This window comes from Photobacterium lipolyticum (genome assembly GCF_003026475.1).
GTDB classification, from domain to species: Bacteria; Pseudomonadota; Gammaproteobacteria; order Enterobacterales; family Vibrionaceae; genus Photobacterium; species Photobacterium lipolyticum.
The window spans coordinates 22,916-47,280 of sequence record NZ_PYMC01000008.1; the positions used below are offsets into that span (position 1 = coordinate 22,916).

The 24,365-nt window shown below is 49.8% G+C and carries 21 protein-coding genes; 20 read left to right on the plus strand and 1 reads right to left on the minus strand.

Annotated elements, in window-relative coordinates; translation table 11 throughout:
• Nucleotide 1 precedes the first annotated feature (1 nt).
• The 20 genes from C9I89_RS12165 to tldD all read left to right on the plus strand — a co-directional run bounded on the left by C9I89_RS12165 (nt 2) and on the right by tldD (nt 23,466).
• A complete protein-coding gene (locus C9I89_RS12165) occupies nt 2–859 on the plus strand; it encodes an ExeA family protein (RefSeq protein ID WP_107283626.1) in 858 nt (285 codons plus the stop codon).
• A gap of 2 nt (nt 860–861) precedes the next feature.
• The gene (locus tag C9I89_RS12170; protein ID WP_107283627.1) at nt 862–2,088 is read left to right on the plus strand and encodes a tetratricopeptide repeat protein; all 1,227 of its coding nucleotides are present in this window, start codon (nt 862–864) and stop codon (nt 2,086–2,088) included.
• A 4-nt stretch (nt 2,089–2,092) separates the two neighbouring features.
• Nucleotides 2,093–3,808: a GspE/PulE family protein gene (locus C9I89_RS12175; RefSeq protein ID WP_107283628.1), complete on the plus strand. Its 1,716-nt coding sequence runs from the start codon at nt 2,093–2,095 to the stop codon at nt 3,806–3,808.
• 10 nt (nt 3,809–3,818) lie between these two features.
• The gene (locus tag C9I89_RS12180) at nt 3,819–5,039 is read left to right on the plus strand and encodes a type II secretion system F family protein (RefSeq protein WP_107283629.1); all 1,221 of its coding nucleotides are present in this window, start codon (nt 3,819–3,821) and stop codon (nt 5,037–5,039) included.
• Between the two features lie 112 nt (nt 5,040–5,151).
• Nucleotides 5,152–5,511 carry a hypothetical protein gene (locus C9I89_RS12185; protein ID WP_245905482.1) on the plus strand — a complete coding sequence of 120 codons (360 nt, stop codon included), beginning with the start codon at nt 5,152–5,154 and terminating at the stop codon, nt 5,509–5,511.
• A 19-nt stretch (nt 5,512–5,530) separates the two neighbouring features.
• Nucleotides 5,531–6,121 (plus strand): prepilin-type N-terminal cleavage/methylation domain-containing protein, encoded by a 591-nt coding sequence (locus tag C9I89_RS12190; RefSeq protein WP_107283630.1) that lies wholly within the window; start codon nt 5,531–5,533, stop codon nt 6,119–6,121.
• A gap of 13 nt (nt 6,122–6,134) precedes the next feature.
• Nucleotides 6,135–6,605, plus strand: coding sequence for a prepilin-type N-terminal cleavage/methylation domain-containing protein (locus tag C9I89_RS12195; RefSeq protein ID WP_107283631.1), 471 nt, complete (start codon nt 6,135–6,137; stop codon nt 6,603–6,605).
• A 93-nt stretch (nt 6,606–6,698) separates the two neighbouring features.
• On the plus strand, nt 6,699–7,259 hold the full coding sequence (locus C9I89_RS12200; RefSeq protein WP_107283632.1) for a prepilin-type N-terminal cleavage/methylation domain-containing protein: 561 nt from the start codon (nt 6,699–6,701) through the stop codon (nt 7,257–7,259).
• The gene (locus C9I89_RS12205; RefSeq protein ID WP_107283633.1) at nt 7,246–7,863 is read left to right on the plus strand and encodes a type II secretion system protein; all 618 of its coding nucleotides are present in this window, start codon (nt 7,246–7,248) and stop codon (nt 7,861–7,863) included. Before C9I89_RS12200 ends, C9I89_RS12205 begins: the two co-directional genes overlap by 14 nt.
• Nucleotides 7,863–8,624, plus strand: coding sequence for a PilW family protein (locus tag C9I89_RS12210; protein ID WP_107283634.1), 762 nt, complete (start codon nt 7,863–7,865; stop codon nt 8,622–8,624). The genes C9I89_RS12205 and C9I89_RS12210 overlap by 1 nt, the downstream gene beginning before the upstream one ends.
• Nucleotides 8,614–9,030 carry an MSHA biogenesis protein MshP gene (locus C9I89_RS12215; protein WP_170107691.1) on the plus strand — a complete coding sequence of 139 codons (417 nt, stop codon included), beginning with the start codon at nt 8,614–8,616 and terminating at the stop codon, nt 9,028–9,030. The genes C9I89_RS12210 and C9I89_RS12215 overlap by 11 nt, the downstream gene beginning before the upstream one ends.
• A gap of 4 nt (nt 9,031–9,034) precedes the next feature.
• Nucleotides 9,035–12,571 (plus strand): DUF6701 domain-containing protein, encoded by a 3,537-nt coding sequence (locus C9I89_RS12220; RefSeq protein WP_107283810.1) that lies wholly within the window; start codon nt 9,035–9,037, stop codon nt 12,569–12,571.
• Nucleotides 12,572–12,685: 114 nt separating this feature from the next.
• A complete protein-coding gene (gene mreB / locus C9I89_RS12225; RefSeq protein ID WP_107283635.1) occupies nt 12,686–13,729 on the plus strand; it encodes a rod shape-determining protein MreB in 1,044 nt (347 codons plus the stop codon).
• A gap of 40 nt (nt 13,730–13,769) precedes the next feature.
• Nucleotides 13,770–14,630 (plus strand): rod shape-determining protein MreC, encoded by an 861-nt coding sequence (gene mreC, locus C9I89_RS12230; protein ID WP_107283636.1) that lies wholly within the window; start codon nt 13,770–13,772, stop codon nt 14,628–14,630.
• A complete protein-coding gene (gene mreD, locus C9I89_RS12235) occupies nt 14,620–15,108 on the plus strand; it encodes a rod shape-determining protein MreD (protein ID WP_107283637.1) in 489 nt (162 codons plus the stop codon). The genes mreC and mreD overlap by 11 nt, the downstream gene beginning before the upstream one ends.
• A 23-nt stretch (nt 15,109–15,131) precedes the next feature.
• Nucleotides 15,132–15,704: a Maf family protein gene (locus C9I89_RS12240; protein WP_107283638.1), complete on the plus strand. Its 573-nt coding sequence runs from the start codon at nt 15,132–15,134 to the stop codon at nt 15,702–15,704.
• 12 nt (nt 15,705–15,716) lie between these two features.
• On the plus strand, nt 15,717–17,186 hold the full coding sequence (gene rng / locus C9I89_RS12245; protein WP_107283639.1) for a ribonuclease G: 1,470 nt from the start codon (nt 15,717–15,719) through the stop codon (nt 17,184–17,186).
• Between the two features lie 13 nt (nt 17,187–17,199).
• A complete protein-coding gene (locus C9I89_RS12250) occupies nt 17,200–21,093 on the plus strand; it encodes a YhdP family protein (RefSeq protein WP_107283640.1) in 3,894 nt (1,297 codons plus the stop codon).
• A gap of 90 nt (nt 21,094–21,183) precedes the next feature.
• A complete protein-coding gene (locus C9I89_RS12255) occupies nt 21,184–22,002 on the plus strand; it encodes a carbon-nitrogen hydrolase family protein (RefSeq protein WP_107283641.1) in 819 nt (272 codons plus the stop codon).
• 18 nt (nt 22,003–22,020) lie between these two features.
• Nucleotides 22,021–23,466, plus strand: a complete 1,446-nt coding sequence (tldD, locus tag C9I89_RS12260; protein WP_107283642.1) for a metalloprotease TldD — start codon at nt 22,021–22,023, stop codon at nt 23,464–23,466.
• Nucleotides 23,467–23,754: 288 nt separating this feature from the next.
• On the opposite strand, the gene yjgA is transcribed toward tldD, so the two are convergent.
• Nucleotides 23,755–24,279 (minus strand): ribosome biogenesis factor YjgA, encoded by a 525-nt coding sequence (gene yjgA / locus C9I89_RS12265; protein WP_107283643.1) that lies wholly within the window; start codon nt 24,277–24,279, stop codon nt 23,755–23,757.
• Between the last annotated feature and the right edge of the window lie 86 nt (nt 24,280–24,365).

Here is a 24,365-nt window from a genome sequence, read left to right on the forward strand (position 1 = left end):
CATGTATCAGTCTCACTTTGGCTTTTGTCAGGCACCTTTTACCCTGACCCCGAACACCGCCCTTTTCCATGCATTGCCTCCGCACCTAGAGGCAATTCAGACGGTGCTGGCGGCACTGGAAATGAGAGAGGGGATTATTCAGATTTCCGGTGAAGTCGGTACCGGCAAAACACTGGTTTGCCGCATGCTGATCAATCAGCTGCCGGAACGGTTTGATCTGGCTTATTTGCCGACCCCGGCAATGGATGGTCATGAGCTGCGTACGGCACTGGCCAAAGAACTTAATTTAAGCCGGGAAGGGGAGCTGGATTTAACGGACAGCACCGCCCTGACAGAACGTATTCATCATGAATTGATCCGGCGAAAGGCACAGGGTCAATCGGTTGTGGTATTACTGGATGAAGCGCAGGCGCTGCCGGATGATGCGCTGGAGGTGATCCGCTTGCTCGGCAATCTCGAAACCGAGCAGGAGAAGTTACTGCATATTGTCCTGTTCGGTCAGCCCGAGCTGGATGAGCGATTATCTCAGCATCACTTACGGCAGTTTCGCCAGCGTATTACGTTCAGGGCTGATTTGCGTTCTCTGGATCTCGCAGAAACCATTTCATACATCGAACATAGATTGGAACGGGTTGGTTGTGAAACACGACTGTTCAGTCTGGCGCAATATCGCGCCTTGTGGAAATCCAGCCAGGGTATTCCAAGAGTGATAAATCAGCTTTGTCATAAGGCATTAATCGCAACATATAGCAGCAACAATCGAATGGTTAGTCGGACAGAATTACTGATGGCGATTAAAGATACATTAGGGGCGCGTCAGCCAACGTGCACCTATCCCGTACTATGGGGATGGCATTAAACATGAGCGAAATTAATAAGATGCTCAATGATCTGGCCCAGCACAAAACAGCTGCAGCCCATGCCAAAGAGCCGTTAGTGGCGGCAAAAATAAAGCCGGTTCCGAAAACAACCTGGCCGTTATGGGCGCTGGCCGGCGTGTGCGTTACCGCTTTGGCCGGTGGTACCGGCTGGTGGCTGGGACAGCAAAATCATTCAGAGCCGGTGCCGGATGTTCAAGCTGCCAAATCTGCAGTCATGCCTGTTTTGAAAGCGGATATTGTGAAAGCGGATAGCCCGACAGACCGAATTCCTGAGCAGAGTGCTGCAACCTCTTTTGTATCGGCAGAACAAGAAGCGGTTGCACTTAATGTTAAACCGCTCAGCGTCGTCAAAACGGAGGCCAAAGACGTCGTAAAACCGGTTTCTGCTCCGGTAATCGTTAACGCCAAGCCGAAAACAAAGCCGAAGCCCGAACCGAAGCAAGAGATAAAATCGCTGAAACCTCAGCCGCAAGAAACAACAACCGTCCAGCCTCAGCCTAAGCGAGTGAAACTTGCAAATACCTCACAAGCTGACGTTGTTGCGCCAGTGCAGACACCGGCACAATCAGAACCTGAGCCGGAACTGCTGGATGGCAATGATGGGCTGAGTATTGAAACCGTAGAGCTCAATGGCACACAGCTGGCTGATATTGAATACCGTAAAGCCATGAAAGTGCTCAAAGAAGGCGACAGTAAAAAAGCCATCGTTTATCTCGAATCGGCACTGAAATACCTGCCGGACTGGATTACTGTCCGGCAGAAGTTATCGGCTCTTTATTATGGCAGGGGTGATACCCGAGAGGCGATTGCGGTATTGCAGCAGGGCCTGTCACGGGAGGGCGAGCAGCCTGATCTTCGGCTGACTTTAGCCAAATTGCTGGTTAATGAATCTCAGCAGCAGGCGGCGTTGAATGTGTTAACACGCGAACCAAAGCAAGATCACAATGGTTATCTGGCTATGCGCGGTGCTTTAGCGCAGCAATTAAAGAACAATGCTCTGGCCCTCGACAGCTACCAAAAGCTGGTAAAAACCGAGCCCTATGACGGGCGTTGGTGGATGGGATTAGGTATCGCGTTAGAGCGCAGCCATAGTCTCGATAAAGCACAAAACGCGTACCAGCAGGCGTTGTTAATGGGGCGTGTTTCACAACAATCACAACAGTTTATCCAGCAGCGCCTGTCGGTGCTGGCGGCTCAGGGGGGCTGAGACCATGCAAATCAAATTAAGAAAGCGTCTTGGCGATCTGCTGGTTGAAGAAGGGATTGTTGCTCAGGAACAATTAGATCAGGCTCTGGCCCAGCAGCGGACTGTCGGGCGCAAGCTCGGTGATACCCTGATCAGCATGGGGTTCCTAACCGAACAGCAGATGCTGTCATTCTTATCCCGCCAGTTAGATATTCCGCTGGTTGATCTGACCCGCGCCTCGGTTGATACCGACGCGGTAGCGTTATTGTCTGAAGTGCATGCGCGACGTTTGCGTGCCCTAGTGATCAGCCGTCATGGTGATACGGTGCGCGTCGCGATGAGTGATCCTGCTGATCTGGCGGCTCAGGAAGCGCTGTTCAATCAATTGGGCGAGTACCGGGTTGAGCTGGTGGTTGCCCCGGAACGTCAGTTAATTGCGTCATTTGACCGTTATTACCGCCGTACCAAAGAGATCGCCTCTTTTGCCGAGCAGCTGCACGCGGAGCACCGAACCGATTCCGCGTTTTCTTTTGGCATGGATGACAGCGATAACGAAGAAGTCACCGTTGTAAAACTGATCAACTCACTGTTTGAAGATGCCATTCAGGTGGGAGCGTCAGATATCCACATAGAGCCGGATGAAGATGTATTGCGGATCCGCCAGCGTATCGATGGCGTATTGCATGAAACCCTGTTGAATGAATCAAGTGTCGCGTCAGCGTTGGTGTTGCGCCTTAAGTTGATGAGCGGGTTGGATATTTCTGAAAAGCGCTTGCCGCAAGACGGTCGCTTCAACGTCAAGGTCCGCGGTCATTCGGTTGATGTTCGTGTCTCGACGATGCCGGTACAGCACGGTGAATCCGTCGTTATGCGCTTGCTCGATCAGTCGGCGGGGATCCTCAGCCTTGACGAGGTCGGCATGCCGTCAGAGATCGTGCAGCGTTTCCGTCGCCAGTTAAAACGCCCGCATGGCATGATCCTGGTTACCGGCCCGACGGGTTCAGGTAAAACCACCACCTTGTACGGCGCGCTGAGTGAGCTCAATAAGCCGGGAAAAAAACTCATTACGGCGGAAGATCCGGTGGAATACCGACTGCCCCGGGTTAATCAGGTACAGGTGAACAGTAAAATCGGCCTGACGTTTTCTTCGATACTGCGTACTTTCCTGCGTCAGGATCCTGACATTATTCTGGTGGGGGAGATGCGCGATCAGGAAACCGTGGAAATCGGTTTGCGTTCGGCATTAACCGGTCACCTGGTTCTGTCAACGCTGCACACCAACAATGCTATCGACAGTGCCTTGCGGATGATGGACATGGAAGCGCCGGGTTATCTGGTCGCCAGTGCCGTACGTGCCGTGCTGGCACAGCGTCTGGTCAGGCGTGTCTGCCCTGACTGCGGTGAAAGCGATGAATTGGATGAGCCTACAGTCCAGTGGCTTAAAGCGCGTTTTCCACAACATCAGCACCGGGAGTTCCGTCGCGGCCGGGGCTGTCAAACCTGTAACTTTACCGGCTACAAAGGCCGGATCGGGGTATTTGAACTGCTGGAAATGGATCAGCCGATGATGGATGCCTTGCGTGGCAATAATGCGGTGTTATTCAGTCAGATCGCCCGCGAAGCTAAAGGTTATAAACCGCTGGTGATGTCAGCCATGGAGCTGGCATTGGCTGGCCGAACCAGCTTAGATGAAGTCGTGCTGCTGAGTGAGGGTGACCTTAATGACGGCATACTGGGCTAGGACGTGAATGATGCCAGTTTTTAATTACCGCGGCCGCGGCAATCAGGGCCAGATGCAAAAAGGGCAGGTAGAGGCCGCCAGCCAAGAGGCCGCCGCCGATCTGCTGATGCGTCAGGGGGTGATCCCGCTTGAGATCCGCCAGGGCTCAGCGAAAGGCGATGGCTTTGATTTTAAATCGTTATTTCAAAGCCATATTCCGCTGGAAGTACTGGTGATTTTTTGCCGTCAGCTCTACAGCCTGACCAAAGCCGGTGTACCGCTGTTACGGGCAATCAATGGCCTGGGGCAAAGTGCCGGCCACCCGCTGTTGCAGAGAACAATAGAAACCGTCACCGCCGAGCTGACCAATGGCCGCTCGCTATCTGCCGCGATGAAGCAGCATCCGAGGGTGTTCTCTGATCTGTTCGTGTCGATGATCCATGTCGGTGAGAATACCGGTCGGCTGGATGAGTCACTGTTACAGCTCGCCAATTATTTTGAGCAGGAGATGGAAACCCGTCGCCGGATCAAATCAGCGATGCGTTATCCGGTTTTTGTTCTGTCGGCCATCATGCTGGCAATGGTGGTCTTAAACATCAAGGTGATCCCGCAGTTTGCCTCGATGTTTGCCCGCTTCGGGGTGGACTTACCGTTGCCGACCCGGATCTTAATTGGCACATCGAATTTCTTTGTCGGTTACTGGCCGCTCATGCTGGGGGCTGGCATCGCATCCTGGTTAGGCGTGAAGATCTGGCGTGGCACACCTGCCGGGCAAGAAAAGTGGGACAGCTGGCGGCTGAAGGTGCCTGTGATTGGAAATATCGTTAACCGGGCCCAGATGTCGCGTTTTTCCCGTACATTCTCGTTGATGCTTCGTGCCGGCGTGCCGCTAAACCAGGCGATTCAGATGGCCGCAGAAGCGCTGGGAAATCGTTTTTTAGAAAACCGCCTGATTGAAATGAAAAACGGTATTGAAAGCGGTAATAGCATTGCCAGTACGGCCACTCAGTCAGGGGTCTTTACCCCGCTGGTTTTACAGATGATCGCGGTCGGTGAAGAAACCGGCCAGGTGGACGAGTTGCTGCTTGAAGTCTCGGATTTTTACGATCGGGAAGTGGATTACGATCTGAAAACCCTGACGGCGAGAATCGAACCGCTCTTGCTGCTGGTGGTGGCGGTGATGGTACTGATTTTGGCCCTGGGTATTTTTCTGCCGATGTGGGGCATGCTCGATGTTGCAAGAGGCGTTTGATCGGCTGCAAAGAGCAAGATTTAACGGATTCATCTGGTTTGCGGTCATTCTGGTACTGATCACCACCCTACTTACGCAATGGTCTCGGGTGAGTGATAAAGCGGAGCAAACGATGTTAAAGGTGACGGTCAGAAGCTTTTATGAAAGAGCTTCTAGCCTGCGCCAGTTATGGGAACTCAATGATAAACCGCAAGTGGCCGAGAATAATGGGGTGATGTTTGGTTTTACGGCTCTTGGCTGGCCGATAGTGAACCATGGCGGCCACATTAATTGTGAACAAATGTGGGTACTGTTATCAAACGATGATCAAGCTACGTCATATATTCAATTGGTTGATAAAAAAAGTTTGAAGTCAGGGGCTTATAATTCCTGTTTTTATCAAATAAGTGATGGTAAGTGGCTGGAATTATTATATGAAAATGAGACAATACGCATTAACGGGTTTTTGACGAACCAAGTGTCGTCATTTTGACTAAATGAGCAGTTTGTCAATGAAAAAGCAAAGCGGTTTTTCCCTGGTAGAGCTGGTTATCGTGATTATTGTTGTCGGCCTTTTAGCGGCGGCGGCATTACCGCGTTTTCTCCAGATCACCGATGAAGCGAAAAAAGCCTCGATTGAAGGGGTTGCCGGTGGTTATGCCACGGCGGCTTTATCAGCCCGTGCCCAGTGGGAAGCGTACGGTCGCCCGGTTGATACCAATGGTGATTATAAAGTTAATTACGATGGTACCGACTTTGCGTTAACCAGAGCGACGGATGACAACACGGTGCGTGACGGTTATCCGTTTGCATTAGAAACAAGCAGCACCAGTGATGTTAGCAGTGTGACGGCGAGTGATTGCCTGGCATTGATTGACAACTTGTTGCAAAACCCGCCGCAGGCAACCGTCTCACAGGCGGATGCTGCCAAGGGGAATTTCCTTTTTTACGTTAAAGCAGAAGGTTCGGACACCAGCAAGCTTTGTCGTTACTACCAACTGGCTTCGGCCGGTACCAACGGCGCGGGTTCAACGGATGTTGAAGCCGGCCATTCATTCACCTATACGCCGGCCCTTGGCCGAGTTGAAGTGAACTTAAAATAATTTGGAGAGAGTTATGAAACGTCAAGGCGGTTTTACGCTGATTGAGTTAGTGGTTGTGATTGTGATCCTGGGTATTCTGGCGGTAACCGCTGCACCTAAGTTTTTGAACCTGCAGGATGATGCGCGAGCTGCATCACTGCAAGGTCTGAAAGGGGCGATTGATGGTGCTGCTGGTATTGTTTACGGTAAAGCGGCAATTCAAGGTGATGAGAGTAAAAATGTAAATACAACTGTTGACGGTATTGAAACTATTTATGGTTATCCGACTGCCGTTGAAGCTGGTATTGAGGCTGCCGTTATTGGACTGACAAATGACTGGGCTGAAGTATCTTCGGCAACAGGTTCAATCACTTATGGCTTTAAAGGTGAGACTGATGCATCCAAGTGTGTTGTGACATATCAGCAAGCGACAGGAACTGCTGCGACATCTGCGGCTAAGACAACCATTACCTTTGGTTCTGGTTGTAATAAATCTGGTAGTTAATCGCGAATAGTGCCTCTTTGCAGGCACTATTTTCTTAATGCTCTGAACAAGAGTATTAAGAAAATAGTTCTAGTTTTACCAATGGAGTAGGCAATGCAAAAACGCCAGCAAGGCTTTACATTGGTTGAGCTCATTGTTGTTATTATTCTTCTCGGGATCCTTGGTGTCACCGCTACCAGCCGCCTGATCGGTAAAAGCAGCTTTACCGCCCATATCGCCCGCGATCAGGCGATTTCCATTGCCCGCCAGATGCAAATTACCGCGATGCAGTCCGAGCTCCTGAATAAAACTGACTTTGATGCGTTGGGGACAGATCACAAAGTAGTGATTTCATGTCGTCAATTGGTTGCCAGTCAGGGCGGGGTACGGTTTGGTGTCCCAGCCAATATTAGCGTTGACGGTCAAAATAAGCTCTGTGGTGATAGCAGTAGCCGAAGCGATGTGATTACGTTGACTGATTCATCAATAAAGACGGTCATTGGTAATTTCCCGTTGCATTTTGATCTGTTAGGTCGACCTATCACCTTAAATGCTCAACGAGAAGCGAGTCGAGCTTGCGAAGATCGCGGGGGATGCCGTGTTACTTTTGGCAGTGGTAATGAAGTCGCCTCATTATGTATAAGTAAAGAGGGATATATTAATGACTGCTCATAAGAACAAAGGCTTTACCTTGATCGAAGGCATTATTGCCATTGTCATAATGGGGATTGCCATGGTGACCCTGACCAGCTTTTTATTCCCTCAAATAGAGCAATCAGCCACCCCTCATTACCAGGCGCGAGCTTCAGCCCTTGCCAATGCGTTTATGACTGAAATACTGGCGCGCAAGTTTGATCACAACAGCGATGATAACGGTGAGCGTGTTCGCTGTGATGATAATGCCCACCCAGACGACTTACCGGTATTCACACCGAAAGAGTGCAGTAAAGAGCTAGGTGAAGATAAAGTGCAGGGGACGGTTAATAAGGAAGACCGCACCCAGCTCAATGATGTTGATGACTATATCGGCTGCTGGGTCGGGGAGAACCGCAGCTGTACGGATCCGCGCGGTAATATTGCGGATGTGCTGGGTGATGGCATCAATGAGCAATATAAGAATTTTGTGGTATCCGTTAATGTCTTTTATGACGCGAACTTTGATAATCAGGCCGATGATGCCAGTGTCAAAGCCAATCGCCGCCACAAGCGGATCAACCTGACGGTTGATGCGGGGCGTTACGGCACCTACCAGTTTTCAGCCTACCGGAGTAATTACTAATGCCAGTCAGTAAATACTCACAGGGCTTTACCCTGATAGAAATCATTATGTCCCTGATTGTGCTGAGTGTGATTTCAGTGGGGATCGGCAGTTATCTGCAGCTCGGCGCGCAAGGCTATATTCAAAACCGCGATCGGGAACAGCTGCAGTCACTGGCCCGGTTTGCCGCCGAACGTATTTCGCGGGAGTTACGCCATGCCGTGCCCAACAGCCTCTCGGTTTCCGACGATAACAAGTGTATTACTTTCACCCCGATCGAATATGCCGGTTTCTATACCAATCAGACGCTTGAAGAGATAGAAACACTGGAGGGAGTGATGTCTGGCTCGGTGGAGGGTAAAGATGCCAAGGTGACTAACCGCAGGCTGGTGATCAACCCGGTCAGGATGGCAGACTTAACGTCAGCTTCGCGATCTGCCGCGATCAAGGAAGTAGCGGGCATTCAGCCTTGGACGATCAGTTTTAACAACAAAACGACCTTTGCCAGTGAATCGGCTTCCGGGCGTTTTTATATCTATGGAATTGATGCCCGGTTTTGTATTTCCGGCAACCGGCTAACCCGGGCGACAAGAAAGGTTGGAAACACTGCATTTTCTACCGCAGTGCCATTAGCCGAACAGATTGTTTCATCTGAAAGCGAGTTTAACCTAGATCACGCCTCGTTAAACCGCAATGCCTTGGTGCACTTCCAACTGGCATTCAGTCAGAACGGTGAGAAAACCCAATACAGCCACGATGTGCAGGTGATCAATGTTCCGTAGCAAACAGCAAGGCAGCGCATTAATGGTTTCTATTTTTGTTATTACGGTGATGGCGGTGATGGCAATGGCGCTGATGAAAATCAACTGGTCGCAGAGTGATACCACCACCCGTGAAGTGCTGGGAACCCGGGCCTGGTTTGCCGCCCATAGCGGCATCGAGTGGGGGCTGAATCGGCTCTTTCCGATCGACGACGGCTCAACGGGTAGCCTGTGCACGGCTTCCGCAGATTTCCCTGTTGCGGTGGAAAATTTTCACAACTGCCGGGCCAGCGTGACGTGCCAGGCGTTCGCGGTCCCTACCTCTGCAGGCAACGTGACGCATTACAAGTTAGAAAGCACCGGAACATGCGGCACCGATAAGCACCAGATGGTGCGGGTGCAGGAAGCATGGGCGAAGGATATTTAATGTGATGAGATATTTAGGATTTCTGCTTTATGGCTTAAGTATTTTCTTTTCGCTACACGCTCAAGCTAATTGCAGTGCGTTAAAAACCAGTGAAAATTTTACTGTTTTATTTCGCATAAATGATGCGAACCTAGATGAGACTGTGTTTATTTCAAAGAAAAACGGAAAGTCATCATATCCATTATGGTCAGATGATTGGTTTTATCGTTATTCGTCAATTATTTATGATTCAATTTCGGTTGAGAAAGGGAAAGATTATGATATCTGGCTGCATTATGAGTCAGGTGGGCATAAAGCGGGTGTTTTGACATACTATCAGTATATCGCTCCCGCTGGCTGGACATATGTCACTCATAAGGATGTTAATTTATCATTTTTGCGTAGCATTAATATTGGTATCAGTGAAGAGAATACAGATCAATTGATATGCAGTTCTGGCGGGGAGGGACCGGAGCTTCCTGAACCAGAACCCGATTATTGTGAATTGTTTCCGGGGCCGGTTCAGACTTGGCAAGGAAATACCAATAACTATTTTAGCCAGGATGCAACATCACAGATTTTTAATACCAGTGAAAAGAAGGTTGGCTTTTCAAATCAAATCACTAAGTCGTATAACCCGCTTTATGCCCCATCGGCTTTTGTGAGTGGTTTGTGTGACGGAATGCGGTGTGAATTGGATGGTCCGCAGTCTGAAGAAAAGGCGCTACGGTGGGATACTTCGACTGTTGAGCATATCAAAATAGATCATGTGGTCAAAAAAAATGAGATAAGTAAACCCAATACACAATATGAGAGTTATTGGGGGGCGCCATACCCTGGTTTGCAGGTCGAAAGGAACGCTAGCTTAACTTTCACCAGCGGAGAGTATTGGGTCGATAGCGCCATAATTCTTGGGAAACTGAATATTGACGGTAATGTTGTCCTTCATGTATGGAATAAATTAGATATCGGCGGTTCGGTGAACACTTCAAATCCCACTGATAACCTGACAATTTTTGCTTATAACTCGGGTGGTTCGTGTCCTTTGCCAGCCAACTTTCCGAAGGGGCCTCCTCAGGTGAATACCAGCTATGCGGTCAATATTAATGTCGCGGGGCAGTTTAACGGCCGGATCTATTCACAAGGCCCGGTGGCCTTATCCAATGCAACGACCTTGATTGGCGCGGTAACAGCCTGTCAGTTGCAGCTGAGTAATACCGCGAAAATTATCGGAAAGAGTGAGTGTTTTGATCCTCAACCGAAGAACACCCTGAAGATCACGCCGAAAAGTGCATTTGGCCTGACCTGCGAGCGGATGCCGGTGACGTTCTCTGTACGCAAAGAAAACGGGGATCTCGATACCGATTATTCCGGAACACTGAACGCGTCAGTGACCTCGTCCAATCCGACGAACAGTTGCTGGGCGCTGACAGAAGATGCGACAGAGTGCAGCAAGGAAAACATAACGATCTCCTTGCCCGGTGGGCAGCGGAAGTTATGGCTGCAGAGCAAGACTGCTGGCGATATTACGATTAAAGGCAAGACAGGTGATTTGAGTGATAACGCCGGGCCATATCGGTTTGCACCTTTTGGCTTTCGGGTTAATGGCGGCGATCCCGCTAAAACAGTTGCCGGAAAAAATGAAACGCTGTTGATAGAAGCGGTGGCAGATAGGGGTGCAAAATGTGAAGTGATCGAAGATTACGGTAAGGTCGAGGGTGAAAATAAGCCATTAAGTATAACCTCTCTGGACTATGTTCAGCCGACAACCGGTAGTAAGAGTCTGGATGTTGACGGTTCAACGCTTGCCGATGGTGCTTCAATAGTAAAAAGCCTTAGGTTTACGCAGGGGAAAGCGCTTCTTCCTGTTACCTACAAAGATGCGGGGGAAATTTCTTTCGAGCTGGCTGATGATAAGTGGCAGCCGAAAGACTGCGAGACCGACAGCACAGACTGTGACGACCGTGAAAGGGATTGGAAAGGGCTGAAAGGCAAGGCGGTTATTTATTCGCGTCCGTATACCTTTGCGCTGTGCGATATTCAATCGGCTGGCGGTAGAACAGATTTTTCCGGTACCTCTTCGTCAGGAAATGGCTTTGCGGCGGCGGGCGAAACATTCAGTGTCACCTTTAAACCGATAATCTGGACATCGAGTTTAGCTAATCCTGACTCTGATAATAGCAGCGATAGTAATCACGACATTGTTACGACGGGGAGTGCGTGGTGTCAGGTGGCGACAACACCTAATTACTATTCTGTAGAGGCACTGAATTTGTCAGCGCCGCTGAATTTATCGATCCCTGATGCTCCTCACTCTCCAGTCCCTGAACAAGGAACTGCGAACAAAGGTGAGTTGGCTGGTACGGTATCTGTGCCATTTAACCAACGGCAGGCACAAGATGGCTTAATCGTGAGTAACCTGACCTGGAGCGAGGTAGGAAGCCTGTGGTTACAATCTGATGCGACTTATCTTGGAATGAAACTGGATCAGGGTGTCGGTGCTCTGGGCCGTTTTTACCCTCACCACTTTACTTTAAACAGTAGTGAGTTAGTGGACGCTGTTCCTGATAAGTTCACCTACATGGATCAGTCGTTTACGGCGAGCTTTGAGGTTGAGGCACAAAATAAGGCTGGAGGCGCGACGTTAAATTACGGTGATTTTGCTGCGGTCTATCAGGAAAAGCTGGATTTAGTGGCTATTGATGGCGGCGTAACGAGCACCGATAAGAATGAGCTGACCTCGCGACTGGATCAATCCGTATTGCCATCATTACCGCCGTGGGCCAAAAGCTGGTCGCAAGCCACATTAACGCTTGATCAAGGTGAGGTCGGCTTTTTGCGGGATGTCATTACCAGTGAGCCCAAAACAACCAGCCCCGATGGTCCTTATGACGTGCGGGTCGGGTTAGTTGTTAATAAACCTGCGGATTGTGCTACCAGAGGCTGTACAGACTTTGCCGACCAAGACTTAGAGTTACTAGATGCTGATGACGTCACCTCGGTAAAAGCCATCGCGCTGGCGGGTAATATTACCGCCCGCTATGGTCGCCTCAAGCTCGACGATGCAAACAGTCAGTTCGACAAAGCGGTCAACGTCTCTGTGCGGGCACAATACTGGGATTCATCGGTAAACGCGTTTGTGATCAATACCGATGACAGCATCAGCCGGTTTGATGGCGGCAATTACTGCAAGCAGATGATCTGGCCGACAGCACCTGATGATGTGGCAAAATCCAAGTCAATCATGCAGGGAAGCGGCACGGTTAGCAGCGGTAAGAGCTATGTGTTAGAGGCAAGCCCGGATCGCACTGATTATTTCCGCGAACAAGTCCGTTTTTGGCTGCGCTTGGCAAAATCACCTCAATCAACAGAAAGTGGTGTATTAAATTGCAAAGATGGAGATGCACCGACGGCTGGCGACTATTATCGCCCTTGGTTGCAATATAACTGGCGCGATAATGGCGATGAAGATCCCTCCGCTGTCGTTACCTTCGGTGTCTACCGTGGCAACGATCGGATCATCTATCGTGGTGAAAAAGGCATGAATAGGCTGCTTAACTAAATAAAATGCCGATCTGTGGCAGGTTTGACAAAGCTTACCTTGTCTCGCTCCCTGCCCCTTGGTACATTTAGCGCAATTTAAAGAATTTTGAGTTTGCAGGATTAGCTGAAGACTATGTTTAAAAAACTTCGTGGCATGTTTTCTAATGACCTGTCTATTGACTTGGGTACCGCCAATACCCTTATTTATGTCAAAGGTCAGGGGATCGTTCTCGATGAACCTTCCGTCGTTGCCATTCGCCAGGATCGCGCAGGTACCACAAAAAGTGTCGCTGCCGTCGGTCACGACGCTAAGCAAATGCTGGGTCGTACCCCGGGCAATATCGCAGCTATCCGCCCGATGAAAGACGGGGTGATTGCCGATTTCTATGTGACAGAAAAAATGCTTCAGCACTTTATTAAGCAAGTGCACGACAACAGCATTTTACGTCCTAGCCCGCGTGTACTGGTGGCGGTTCCATGTGGTTCTACTCAGGTAGAGCGCCGTGCGATCCGTGAATCGGCACAAGGTGCAGGTGCCCGTGAAGTGTATTTGATTGATGAGCCAATGGCTGCCGCTATCGGTGCCGGTATGCCGGTATCTGAAGCGACGGGTTCAATGGTGATCGATATCGGTGGTGGTACCACTGAAGTTGCCGTTATCTCACTCAATGGTGTGGTGTACTCCTCTTCTGTTCGTATTGGTGGTGACCGTTTTGATGAAGCCATTATCAACTATGTCCGCCGTAACTACGGTAGCTTAATTGGTGAGGCAACCGCTGAGCGCATTAAGCACGAAATCGGTTCGGCTTATCCTGGCGACGAAGTCCGTGAAATTGAAGTGCGCGGTCGTAACCTGGCTGAAGGTGTGCCACGCAGCTTTACCCTGAACTCCAACGAAATTTTAGAGGCACTGCAAGAGCCGCTAACCGGTATCGTATCGGCGGTGATGGTAGCCCTTGAACAGTGTCCGCCAGAGCTTGCCTCAGATATTTCTGAGCGAGGGATGGTACTGACCGGTGGTGGTGCGCTATTGCGTGATCTTGACCGTCTGTTAACCGAAGAAACCGGTATTCCGGTTGTGGTAGCTGAAGACCCGCTAACATGCGTTGCGCGTGGTGGCGGTAAAGCTCTGGAAATGATTGATATGCATGGTGGCGACCTCTTCAGCGAGGAATAATGCCAGCCATGGCAATTGACAAAACAGGTTATAGCGTTACATGAAACCTATATTTGGCAGAGGCCCTTCTCTGCAATTACGCCTGTTTCTTGCCATTTTACTGTCGGCCAGCCTTATGCTGGCCGACAGCCGTCTTGATGCCTTTGCCAATGTGCGCTACTTGCTGAACTCAGCGATCGCTCCTCTTCAATATGCTGCTAACTTACCTCGCGACATGTTAGATGGTGTATCTGGCCAGTTGAGCTCGCACCAGCGTTTATTGACAGAAAATAAAGCACTCAAGCGCGATGTACTGGTGATGCAAAGCGATGTGTTATTGCTTGATCAGTTAAAGCAGGAAAATCAGCGTTTAAGAGAACTGCTGGGATCGCCTTTTGTGCGTGACGAGCGAAAAATGATCGCCCAGGTAATGGCGGTCGACTCTGATCCTTACAGTCATCAGGTGATGATCGATAAAGGCCGGACTGACGGCGTTTATGAAGGCCAGCCGGTGATCAATGAAAAAGGTATTGTCGGTCAAATCTCCTATGTCGGGGCGCATAACAGCCGTGTACTGCTGTTAATTGATCCGACCCATGCCATTCCGGTGCAGGTGGTCCGCAATGATATCCGCGTCATCGCTTCCGGCAGTGGCGAAAGCGATATGGTGCAGTTGGAACACGTGCCGAGCAGTACCGATATCGAGGTGGGTGACTTGCTGGTCACCTCAGGCTTGGGCGGTCGTTATCCCGAAGGGTATCCGGTGGCCAATGTGACCGAGTTTTCGTTTGATAACAAACGTCCTTTTGCTCAGATCAAAGCCCGTCCGACGGTTCAGTTTGACCGTTTGCGCTATTTGTTGCTGGTGTGGCCGACACCCAGAGAGTACCAACTGGAAGGAGAGCTAACGCGTGGCGAGTAGTCGACCAAGAGGCCGCATACTAATCTGGCTGTCTTTCACTGTTGCCCTGATTTTACAGGCGGCCCCCTGGCCAGGCGAACTGGAACCCTTTCGCCCGTCGTGGGTGTTATTGGTGACATGTTACTGGGTGTTAGCCCTGCCGCACCGGGTTAATGTCGGTACGGCATTGATGGTGGGCCTGTTATGGGACCTGATGCTGGGTTCGACGCTAGGTATCCGCGGCTTGATGATGTCGGTATTGTGCTACATCATCGCGCTGAATTTCCAGGTACTGCGTAATTTGTCGTTATGGCAGCAGGCAATGCTCATCGCCTTGTTAACCCTGGGCGGTAAATTAGTGGAATTCTGGGCTGAATACCTGGTGTCGGTGATCACTTTTGATCCGCAACAGCTATGGGCGATATTGCTTAACTTCCTGTTGTGGCCCTGGCTATTTTTATTTTTACGACGGATGCGTCGTAAGTTCTCAATTCGTTAAATTATCACTTAGATAGGAACGTCATGCCTGCAATACAACTCTACCTTGCCTCGGGATCGCCTCGGCGCAAGGAGCTGCTGACTCAGCTTGGCTATCGCTTTGAACGTGTCGTTGTGGATGTTGAAGAATGCCACCGGCCCGGTGAGACGCCGGCGGGATACGTGCAACGGTTGTCCCGTGAGAAAGCGGCCGCAGGGGTGAAAGTAACGGATGGCCAGACTCCGGTTCTGGGCGCCGATACCATTGTGGTTGTCGATGATACTATTTTAGAGAAGCCGAAAGATTTCACTGATGCACAGCGTATGCTGAAGTTGCTGTCCGGTCGTCAGCACCAGGTGATGACGTCGGTTACCCTTGCGAACGCAGATCGTGAAGAAACGAAGTTAGTGATTACTGACGTCTGGTTTAAAACGTTGTCAGATAACGAAATTAAAAACTATTGGCAAAGTGGTGAACCGCAAGACAAAGCAGGTAGTTACGGTATTCAGGGGCTGGGTGGCAAGTTTATCGAACGTATTAATGGCAGTTATTATGCTGTGGTGGGGTTACCGCTAATGGAAACCGACATCATGATTCAAGATTTTTCAGATTTATAAGTTGAGGCAACCATGAGCACAGAGCTGCTGATTAATGTGACGCCGAGTGAAACTCGCGTTGCAATGATTGAAGGAGGCAACCTTCAGGAAGTACATATTGAGCGTGAATCGAAGCGTGGCATTGTCGGAAATATCTATAAAGGTCGGGTGAGCCGCGTATTGCCCGGTATGCAAGCCGCTTTTGTCGATATCGGACTCGACAAGGCTGCTTTCTTACATGCCTCTGATATTGTTCCGCATACCGAGTGTGTAGCAGAAAATGAGAAGCAGCAGTTCCAGGTACGGGATATTTCTGAGCTGGTGCGTCAGGGCCAGGATATAGTTGTTCAGGTGGTTAAAGATCCTCTGGGTACGAAAGGGGCTCGCCTGACGACCGACATCACCTTGCCTTCGCGTTATCTGGTCTTTATGCCGGGTGCGGGCCATGTTGGTGTGTCTCAGCGTATTGAAAGTGAGCAAGAGCGAGATCGCCTGAAGGGCATTGTGAAGAAACACTGTGACGATCTGGGTGGATTTATTATCCGCACCGCGGCTGAAGGTGCGACCGCCGATGAACTGGCACAAGATGTCGCATTCCTGAAGCATCTGTGGCGCAAGGTACTGGAGCGCCGCGCAAAACATAAACCGAAATCCATGCTGTATGGTGAGTTGGGGCTGGCACAGCGTATTTTGCGTGATTTTGTCGGCACGGAGCTCGATGGTATTCGGGTCGATTCACGTCTTGGGTTTGAAAAGCTCAAAGAGTTTACGGATGAGTTTGTTCCTGAAGTCAGTGACAAGATTGACTATTATTCAGGTGAGCAGCCGATTTTTGATCTCTATGATACTGAAAATGAAATTCAGCGCTCATTGGATCGTAAAGTCGAATTGAAATCCGGCGGATATTTGATCATTGATCAGACTGAGGCAATGACCACTGTCGATATCAATACCGGGGCGTTTGTTGGCCGTCGTAATTTAGAAGAAACGATCTTCAATACCAATATTGAAGCCACCAAGGCGATTGCCCGTCAGCTACGTTTACGTAATCTGGGCGGCATTATCATTATCGACTTTATCGATATGGCGTCGGAAGATCATCAGCGCAGGGTGCTTGCTACCCTGGAGCAGGCACTCTCTTTCGATCGGGTTAAAACCAATATTAATGGCTTTACTCAGCTGGGCTTAGTGGAAATGACCCGTAAGCGCACCCGAGAAAGTATTGAACATGTACTGTGTGGCACTTGTCCAACTTGTGAAGGGCGCGGCTCAGTGAAAACGGTTGAAAGTGTCTGTTATGAGATCTTGCGTGAAATTACGCGAGTAAACCGTGCATATGATGCTGATCGCTTTGTGGTGTATGTGGCACCTGCAGTGGCTGATGTCTTAGCCGGCGATGAGTATCACGCGCTTGCTGAACTTGAAGTCTTCATTGGCAAACAGGTTAAAATCAAAGGTGAGCCGCTATACATTCAAGAACAGTTTGACGTCGTTATGATGTAAGCGAGGCTATTGAGTGACAACAGTTCCAGTTCGTCTGGTACGTGGATTAATGTGGCTGGTACTGATTCTGTTAGTACTGGCCGCTATTGCGATTAGTGGTCTGCGCCTTTTTCTTCCTCAGTTAAATGAATTTCGTGAGCCGATCCGTCAATGGGCTTCCGAACAAGCGGGCATGAGCCTGCAAGTTGACAATGTTGAAGGTCATTGGCGCAGCTTTGGTCCGTCGATACTGCTACAGGGGATCGGGCTTTCACCGACCGACAATGCCGAACCATTAGCGACGATCAACGAGGTCGATTTACAGTTTGATTTATGGCAATCGGTATTACATCTTCGTCCGATCTTCAAAGATATTGGCATTCGCCAGCTGGAGATCGATTTAACGCAGTTACCGGGCTTTGACCCCAACATTCCTTCTCTGGCCACCAAGAAACCCTCGGATGCCGATATCTCTATTGCCCAGCGACTGGAGCAGATTTTTTTCATTCGCCTTGGCAACTTCTCGCTAACCGATTCAAAAGTGACGCTGTGGACGCCAGCGGGTGATAAAAAACGAATCGATATCAGTGAGCTGAAGTGGAAAAATATAAAAGGTAAGCATCTGGCTGAAGGCGTTATCAGCATTGCGGGTACCCACTTCAACCAGCTGAAAGTGATTGCTAACTTGTCGGAGAAGGGCGATTTGCCCAGCTTGTCTGGCAGCATTTATGCCCGGGCCCTGAATTTATCCATGACTCCCTGGCTGAATAAAAGACTGTCTGGTGTGACAGATATTACCGCCAGTGATCTCGATTTTGAGGTGTGGTTGGATCTGTTAGACGGCCAGATCACCAATAGCCGGGTCAGTCTGAAAGACAGCTATGTGCGATGGCAAGCCGGCGAGAAAACACATGAGTTCAGGGTACAACAAGGCCTGCTCGCATTGACTCCGCACTTTCTGCCGCAAGGTCAAACGGTCTGGCGCATTGACAGTGATCAGCTGAGAATACAAACCGATAAGGTGCTATGGCCTAAGTTTGATATTGCTGCCCAGTGGCAACCCGAGGAGTGGCAGCTTGCCGTTAGCACGGTTGAGCTGGAACGTCTGATGCCATTTTTCAGTTTTCTTCCGGCAGACAATAGCTTGTCTTCGATGTTGAAGGCTCTTCAGCCGACGGGAAAATTGTCAGATCTTCGCATTGCAAGCAAGCAGGATCAGTCACCGCAATTTTCAGCGCAGCTGCAACAATTCGGAATGCAGCAATGGGAGCTGTTGCCTGAAGTGCATAAGCTGGATGCCACTATTGCAGGGGATATGACCTCAGGCAAAGCCGTACTGAGTTTACACGACGATCACTTGCCTTATGGCAATGTATTCCAGGCCCCCCTGAATATTGACAGCGGTGAAGTAACGGCCTACTGGCAAGTGAATGAGCAAGGCTGGCGCTTATGGAGCGACAAATTACAGGTGGCGACACCGCATCTCAAAGCCAATGGCGAATTCCGTCTTGATTTTCCGGCCCAGCAACCCGCCTGGTTATCGTTTTATGGTGAGGCTTCTATTAGCAATGCCGGTGAAACCTGGCGCTATTTACCTACCTTAGCCTTGGGGCGAGATCTGACGGATTATCTGTCGGCGGCAATTCGAGGCGGTCAGGCGCAAGGCGCACAATTGCTTTGGTATGGCGAGTTGGCTGATTTTCCCTATAGCAATCATGCGGGGGTATTCCAGGCCAATGTGCCGCTGGAAAAAGCAAAATTCAGTTTTGATACCAACTGGCCGTTACTGACGGATTTGCAACTTGATTTGTTATTTGAAAATGACTTGATGTATCTCGATTCTCGCCATGCTCAAACCATGGGAGTAACCGCATCCCGGGTGACGGGGGCGGCAGAGCTGAGTGCTGGCGGTCACCTGAAATTAGATATTGATGTAGCAGCCCAAGGCGGAGATGTCCGCGACTATATGATGTCGACTCCGTTGGTGGATTCCGTCGGGGCGGCGCTGACTACCGTACAGGTGAGCGGACCGGTAAGTTCACGTTTTCAGTTGGATATCCCATTCGACGGCAGTGAGGTCCGCGCCTGGGGCAAGGCCAGTCTTGCTGATAATCAACTTGCGATAGACACCCCGCCGATACAACTCGACCAGGTTAATGGTCAGTTGAGTTTTGATAACGATATTATTAATGCGAAGGACATTAAGGGGATGTTGCTGGCTCAGCCGGTGACATTCGGCTTTAACGGCAACAGTGTTGATACGGGGTATCAGGTGGATATTGATTTGGCGGGGGACTGGCAGGTCGCGCCACTTCAGCAGCAACTCAATGATCCCTTGTTGAAACATGTTTCTGGTCGCAGTGAATGGCAGGCAACCGTAGGGATCAGCTTACATGATACCGGCTTTAATTATGATGTCGCGCTGAAAGCAGCGCTCGGGCAGATTAATAGCCAGCTGCCTTATCCGCTGCGACACCCGTTATCACCCTCATCGACTCAGTTTGCGACGGTTAATGCCTCTGGAAATGCCGAGTTACTGGCGGGACATATTATTGTACCGGATGCCAATTATCAGGCTCAGATTAACTTACAACCGGAACGGTTGGTTATTCAGAGCAGCTTGCTGAATATCGGTGAAGGTGCGCTACGTAAGCAGCCATTGAAAGGGCATGGAGTACGGATTAACAGCGATAAGTTTGATGGTGATGAGTGGATTGATGTTGTTAATGAAGTGGTAGACAGCACACGAGAAGCAACGAAAAAAGGCGAAGTCAGTACCTTCCCGGAGCTGCCGACGCCTACCCGTATAAATGCTCAGATCAAAAAACTTAAACTGGCAACCTTAGATTGGAACGATGTTTCGTTAGCGGTGCGAAAAAAGCAGCAGCAGTGGCATTTTATCCTTGGCAGTCGTGAGCTGACAGGTGAGGCGTTCTGGCCACAAGCTGGTCCGATCAATGTTGCGCTGGAGAAAATGCATCTAAATATTGATGCTTTGCAACCAGTAGATCAGCAGCGGCCGCAACAGAAATATGTGCCACAGCAGGATGCGCCACCTGCGACGGATTTTGACCGTAGCATGATGGCCCATATGCCTGACATTGATCTGCAAATCCAGGATGCCTGGTTGCAAGGATACCGGTTAGGTAAAGTGTCTGGAAAGTTGTACCGGGACGAGAACACCTTAGTGTTACAGAATCTGGAAGTGGATTCGGGAACAACGGCACTGAATCTTGATGGCCACTGGACATTAGACGGTGTTCAGAATGAAACCCAAATTGCCTTTGATATTGAAGGAGAAAATAGTTCTGATCTGATGGGGAGGTTTGGTATCTCCGGGGGGATTCAGGATGCCTCATTCAGCAGTTATGCCTCTATTCAGTGGCAAGGTGCACCCTGGGCGATACACCGGGAAACCTTAACCGGTGAATTGAAGACCGATATGGGTAAAGGGATCATCAGCGAGGTGGGAGGTGCCGGGCGTTTACTGGGCTTATTCAGTATTGATTCGATTCTGCGTAAGATGCAACTGGATTTCTCCGGGGTATTTGATGACGGATTAGCATTTAACTACATCAAAGGTTCCGGCAAGATCACCAAGGGCATTTTTAAAAGTGAGAACATCGAGATGGAGACCTTGGCAGGGGATATGTTTATCCAGGGAACTGCTAATCTTGTCAATGAGACCGTCGATGCTCGGGTGAAGTTCATCCCTGATTTTACATCGGGTATTCCGGTGTTAACGGCTTTTGCGGTAGCCCCGCAAACCGCGGTTCTTGTGTTTGCCATTTCAACGGCTCTGTCACCGGTGGTGGATGTCTTTACCCAGATCAATTATATCGTAAAAGGGCCCATTGAATCGCCAACGGTTACTGAGCGTTCGCGATTTAAAGGTGAGTATACGCTGTCTGAGTCCGTTGAGGAGTAGTAACGCCAGTGCGTAATAACAGAAGGCATCAATACCTTCAAAATAAGAACGACTAACGAGAATTGAAGAGTTTGGATCAGGGAGTAGGTCATGGCAAAAGTCGGTGTAGTACAGATGAATTCAGGTTCTGATCCTGAGGTTAACCTTCGTAAGCTTAAGAAAAAGCTTAAAGGGCTGCAATTGCAAGGAGCACGGTTAGTCTTAACGCCGGAAAATACCCTGGTGTTTGGCTCGCAACAGGATTATCAGCGCCATGCAGAACTGCTGGGTGACGGGCCGTTACAAACTGAGCTGGCCGGTATGGCGAAGCAGCTGGGGATCTGGTTGCTAATCGGATCGATGCCGATCCGCCAGCCGGATGGCACCATGACGGCCACCACGTTGCTGTTTGATGATCAGGGACAGTGTCAGGCGCATTACAACAAACTCCATATGTTTGATGTTGAAGTGGCAGATCAGCACCACAGCTATCGCGAATCAGATACCTTCAAGGCTGGCAATGAAGTAAAAGTTGTCTCCACCCCCTTTGGCAATATTGGCTTGTCGATCTGTTATGATGTGCGTTTCCCTCAGCTATATACAGCTCTGAGAGAGCAAGGGGCCGATATTATCGTGATACCAGCGGCATTTACGAAAGTGACCGGGAAAGCCCACTGGGACGTACTATTGCGTGCGCGGGCGGTAGAAACCCAGTGCTGGGTTGTTGCGGCAGCGCAATGGGGCGAACATAATGAAGGCCGGGAAACCTGGGGACATTCGATGATAGTCGATCCCTGGGGACAAATTGTGGCTTGTCAGCAGCAAGGTACAGGGGTGCTGACTGCTGATATCGATTTAGGTCTGAACCAGACAATCCGAACCAATATGCCGTTGGATCAGCACGCACGTTTTAGTGTGCACCAGCGATAAATTACAAGAGCAGAATAAATGACCCTGAATACTGTAGAAAAGACCATGCTAGCCCAATCAGGGTTAGGGCGTGATGAGCTTCATAATATCTTAGGAATGATAGCGGCCCGAGACGTTGACTATGCTGATATCTATTTTCAGTCCTGCTGGCATGAATCGCTAGTACTGGAAGACAGTATTATCAAGGATGGCTCATTCAATATTGATCGCGGTGTTGGGGTGCGAGCGGTTGCCGGAGAAAAAACCGGCTTCGCTTATTCAGATCAGATCAACCAGCTAGCACTAACCCAAAGTGCCAAAGCAGCCCGCGGCATTGTTCGCCAGGGCGGCAATGCCAGTGTTAAGGCTTTCAGCCCGATCACGCCATCAGGCATTTATGCACCGATCGATCCGCTTGGCAGCCTTGATAAGTTCCAGAAAATTGCGTTGCTTGAAGAGATCGACCGATATATTCGCGCCAAAGAGCCATTGATAAAGGAAGTCTCGGTCAGTATCAACGGTGTTTATGAGCAAGTGCTGGTGGCGGCTATTGACGGTACCTATGCCGCCGATATTCGCCCCTTAGTGCGGTTGTCTATCAGTGTGCTGGTAGAAAAGGGCGATAAGCGCGAGCGAGGCAGCGCAGGCGGCGGCGGCCGTTATGGTTATGAGCACTTCCTGAGTGAAGAAAATGGTCAGAAAGTCGCGCTGGGTTATGCAGATGAAGCTATTCGCCAGGCGCTGGTGAATGTGGATGCCGACGCAGCCCCTGCTGGCACGATGCCCGTCGTATTGGGTTCAGGCTGGCCGGGTGTGTTATTGCACGAAGCTGTTGGCCATGGTTTGGAGGGTGACTTTAACCGCAAGGGCTCTTCAATGTTCTCTGGTCAGATGGGACAGCAGGTAACATCACCGCTGTGTACGATTGTTGATGACGGTACGTTAGTTAACCGCCGTGGTTCGGTTAATATTGATGATGAAGGTACCCCGGGCCAATACAACGTACTGGTGGAAGGCGGCAAGCTGAAAGGCTACATGCAGGATAAGCTGAATGCGCGCCTGATGGGGGTTGCACCAACGGGTAACGGTCGTCGAGAGTCTTATGCCCACCTGCCGATGCCTCGTATGACGAACACTTATATGCTGCCGGGAGAGCACACGCCGGAAGAAATCATTGCCAGTGTTAAGCGGGGTATTTACGCGCCTAATTTTGGTGGTGGCCAGGTTGATATTACCTCTGGTAAATTTGTGTTCTCTGCCTCAGAAGCTTACCTGATTGAAAACGGTAAGGTGACTCGGCCAATTAAAGGGGCAACCTTGATTGGGAACGGCATTGAAGCGATGCAGCAGGTGTCGATGGTGGGTAACGATCTCAATATCGACCTGGGCGTTGGGGTTTGTGGCAAAGCGGGTCAGAGCGTCCCGGTTGGTGTGGGCCAGCCGACCTTAAAAATTGATGCTATGACGGTTGGCGGCACCGAGTAGTACTTCATCAAAGAAATTTTGATGAGTTCAGCCACCAAACGTCGTCATTCCGTAAAGTGAGGAACGAACTTATACGGAATCTAAGGCGCACATGGTTAAAGCTGGATCCCGGATATCTCGTTCCTCGATTCCGGGATGACATGTTTAGGTGCTTCAACTATTAATAATTATGTTGAAAGATAAACAGGCCCTACGTGTATCAAGTGAAATTGATACAAAAACGCCAGCAATTTACTGGCGTTTTTATTATTGCTTTATAGCGATTACTGTCAGCTTGCATTGCAGCCTTTAGTTTTCGAGGTACAGCTCTTTCAGGTACTGGAAGATTTCACGGTAGGCCTTCGGTGGCTTACTCTGGGCCTTTTCTTTGTTTGCCTGGCGCACGAGCTGGCGTAAGTGCTGACGGTCTGCTTCAGGGTGATCAACCATAATCGCATTGATCATGCTGTCGCCATTTTCGATTAGCCGATCGCGTTTTTGCTCAAGCTTCTTAAGCGCTACAGTTTGCTGCGAATGCTTGTTATTGAGCTTATCAAGTGCCGCCTGAATAGGTTCAATATCAATAGAACGCATTACTTTGCCGATGTATTGAAGTTGACGACGGCGAGCTTCATTTTTAAAGCGTTGCGCATCTTTGATGGAAGACAACAATTCTTCATCAAGCGGTATTTTTGCCAATCCATTCGGTGTCAAAGCAACAAGCTCTTCTCCCAGTTTTTGTAACGCATCCATGTCACGTTTCATCTCGGATTTACTTACCCAGATGATCTCTTCTTCCTCTTCCCATGGGGCTTTTTTGTTTTTACGGCTCATAACAGGCTCACTAAAAATGCTAATCAATCTATTTTATCAGTTTAATAACGATTTTGGGCGTAAATTCCTCACTTGCGATGTTATCC

Coding starts and splice junctions, on each gene's coding strand:
- C9I89_RS12165 (WP_107283626.1), top strand. CDS start 2: ATGTATCAGTCTCACTTTGGCTTTTGTCAGGCACCTTTTACCCTGACC.
- C9I89_RS12170 (WP_107283627.1), top strand. CDS start 862: ATGAGCGAAATTAATAAGATGCTCAATGATCTGGCCCAGCACAAAACA.
- C9I89_RS12175 (WP_107283628.1), top strand. CDS start 2,093: ATGCAAATCAAATTAAGAAAGCGTCTTGGCGATCTGCTGGTTGAAGAA.
- C9I89_RS12180 (WP_107283629.1), top strand. CDS start 3,819: ATGCCAGTTTTTAATTACCGCGGCCGCGGCAATCAGGGCCAGATGCAA.
- C9I89_RS12185 (WP_245905482.1), top strand. CDS start 5,152: ATGTTAAAGGTGACGGTCAGAAGCTTTTATGAAAGAGCTTCTAGCCTG.
- C9I89_RS12190 (WP_107283630.1), top strand. CDS start 5,531: ATGAAAAAGCAAAGCGGTTTTTCCCTGGTAGAGCTGGTTATCGTGATT.
- C9I89_RS12195 (WP_107283631.1), top strand. CDS start 6,135: ATGAAACGTCAAGGCGGTTTTACGCTGATTGAGTTAGTGGTTGTGATT.
- C9I89_RS12200 (WP_107283632.1), top strand. CDS start 6,699: ATGCAAAAACGCCAGCAAGGCTTTACATTGGTTGAGCTCATTGTTGTT.
- C9I89_RS12205 (WP_107283633.1), top strand. CDS start 7,246: ATGACTGCTCATAAGAACAAAGGCTTTACCTTGATCGAAGGCATTATT.
- C9I89_RS12210 (WP_107283634.1), top strand. CDS start 7,863: ATGCCAGTCAGTAAATACTCACAGGGCTTTACCCTGATAGAAATCATT.
- C9I89_RS12215 (WP_170107691.1), top strand. CDS start 8,614: ATGTTCCGTAGCAAACAGCAAGGCAGCGCATTAATGGTTTCTATTTTT.
- C9I89_RS12220 (WP_107283810.1), top strand. CDS start 9,035: ATGAGATATTTAGGATTTCTGCTTTATGGCTTAAGTATTTTCTTTTCG.
- mreB (WP_107283635.1), top strand. CDS start 12,686: ATGTTTAAAAAACTTCGTGGCATGTTTTCTAATGACCTGTCTATTGAC.
- mreC (WP_107283636.1), top strand. CDS start 13,770: ATGAAACCTATATTTGGCAGAGGCCCTTCTCTGCAATTACGCCTGTTT.
- C9I89_RS12240 (WP_107283638.1), top strand. CDS start 15,132: ATGCCTGCAATACAACTCTACCTTGCCTCGGGATCGCCTCGGCGCAAG.
- rng (WP_107283639.1), top strand. CDS start 15,717: ATGAGCACAGAGCTGCTGATTAATGTGACGCCGAGTGAAACTCGCGTT.
- C9I89_RS12255 (WP_107283641.1), top strand. CDS start 21,184: ATGGCAAAAGTCGGTGTAGTACAGATGAATTCAGGTTCTGATCCTGAG.
- tldD (WP_107283642.1), top strand. CDS start 22,021: ATGACCCTGAATACTGTAGAAAAGACCATGCTAGCCCAATCAGGGTTA.
- yjgA (WP_107283643.1), bottom strand. CDS start 24,279: ATGAGCCGTAAAAACAAAAAAGCCCCATGGGAAGAGGAAGAAGAGATC.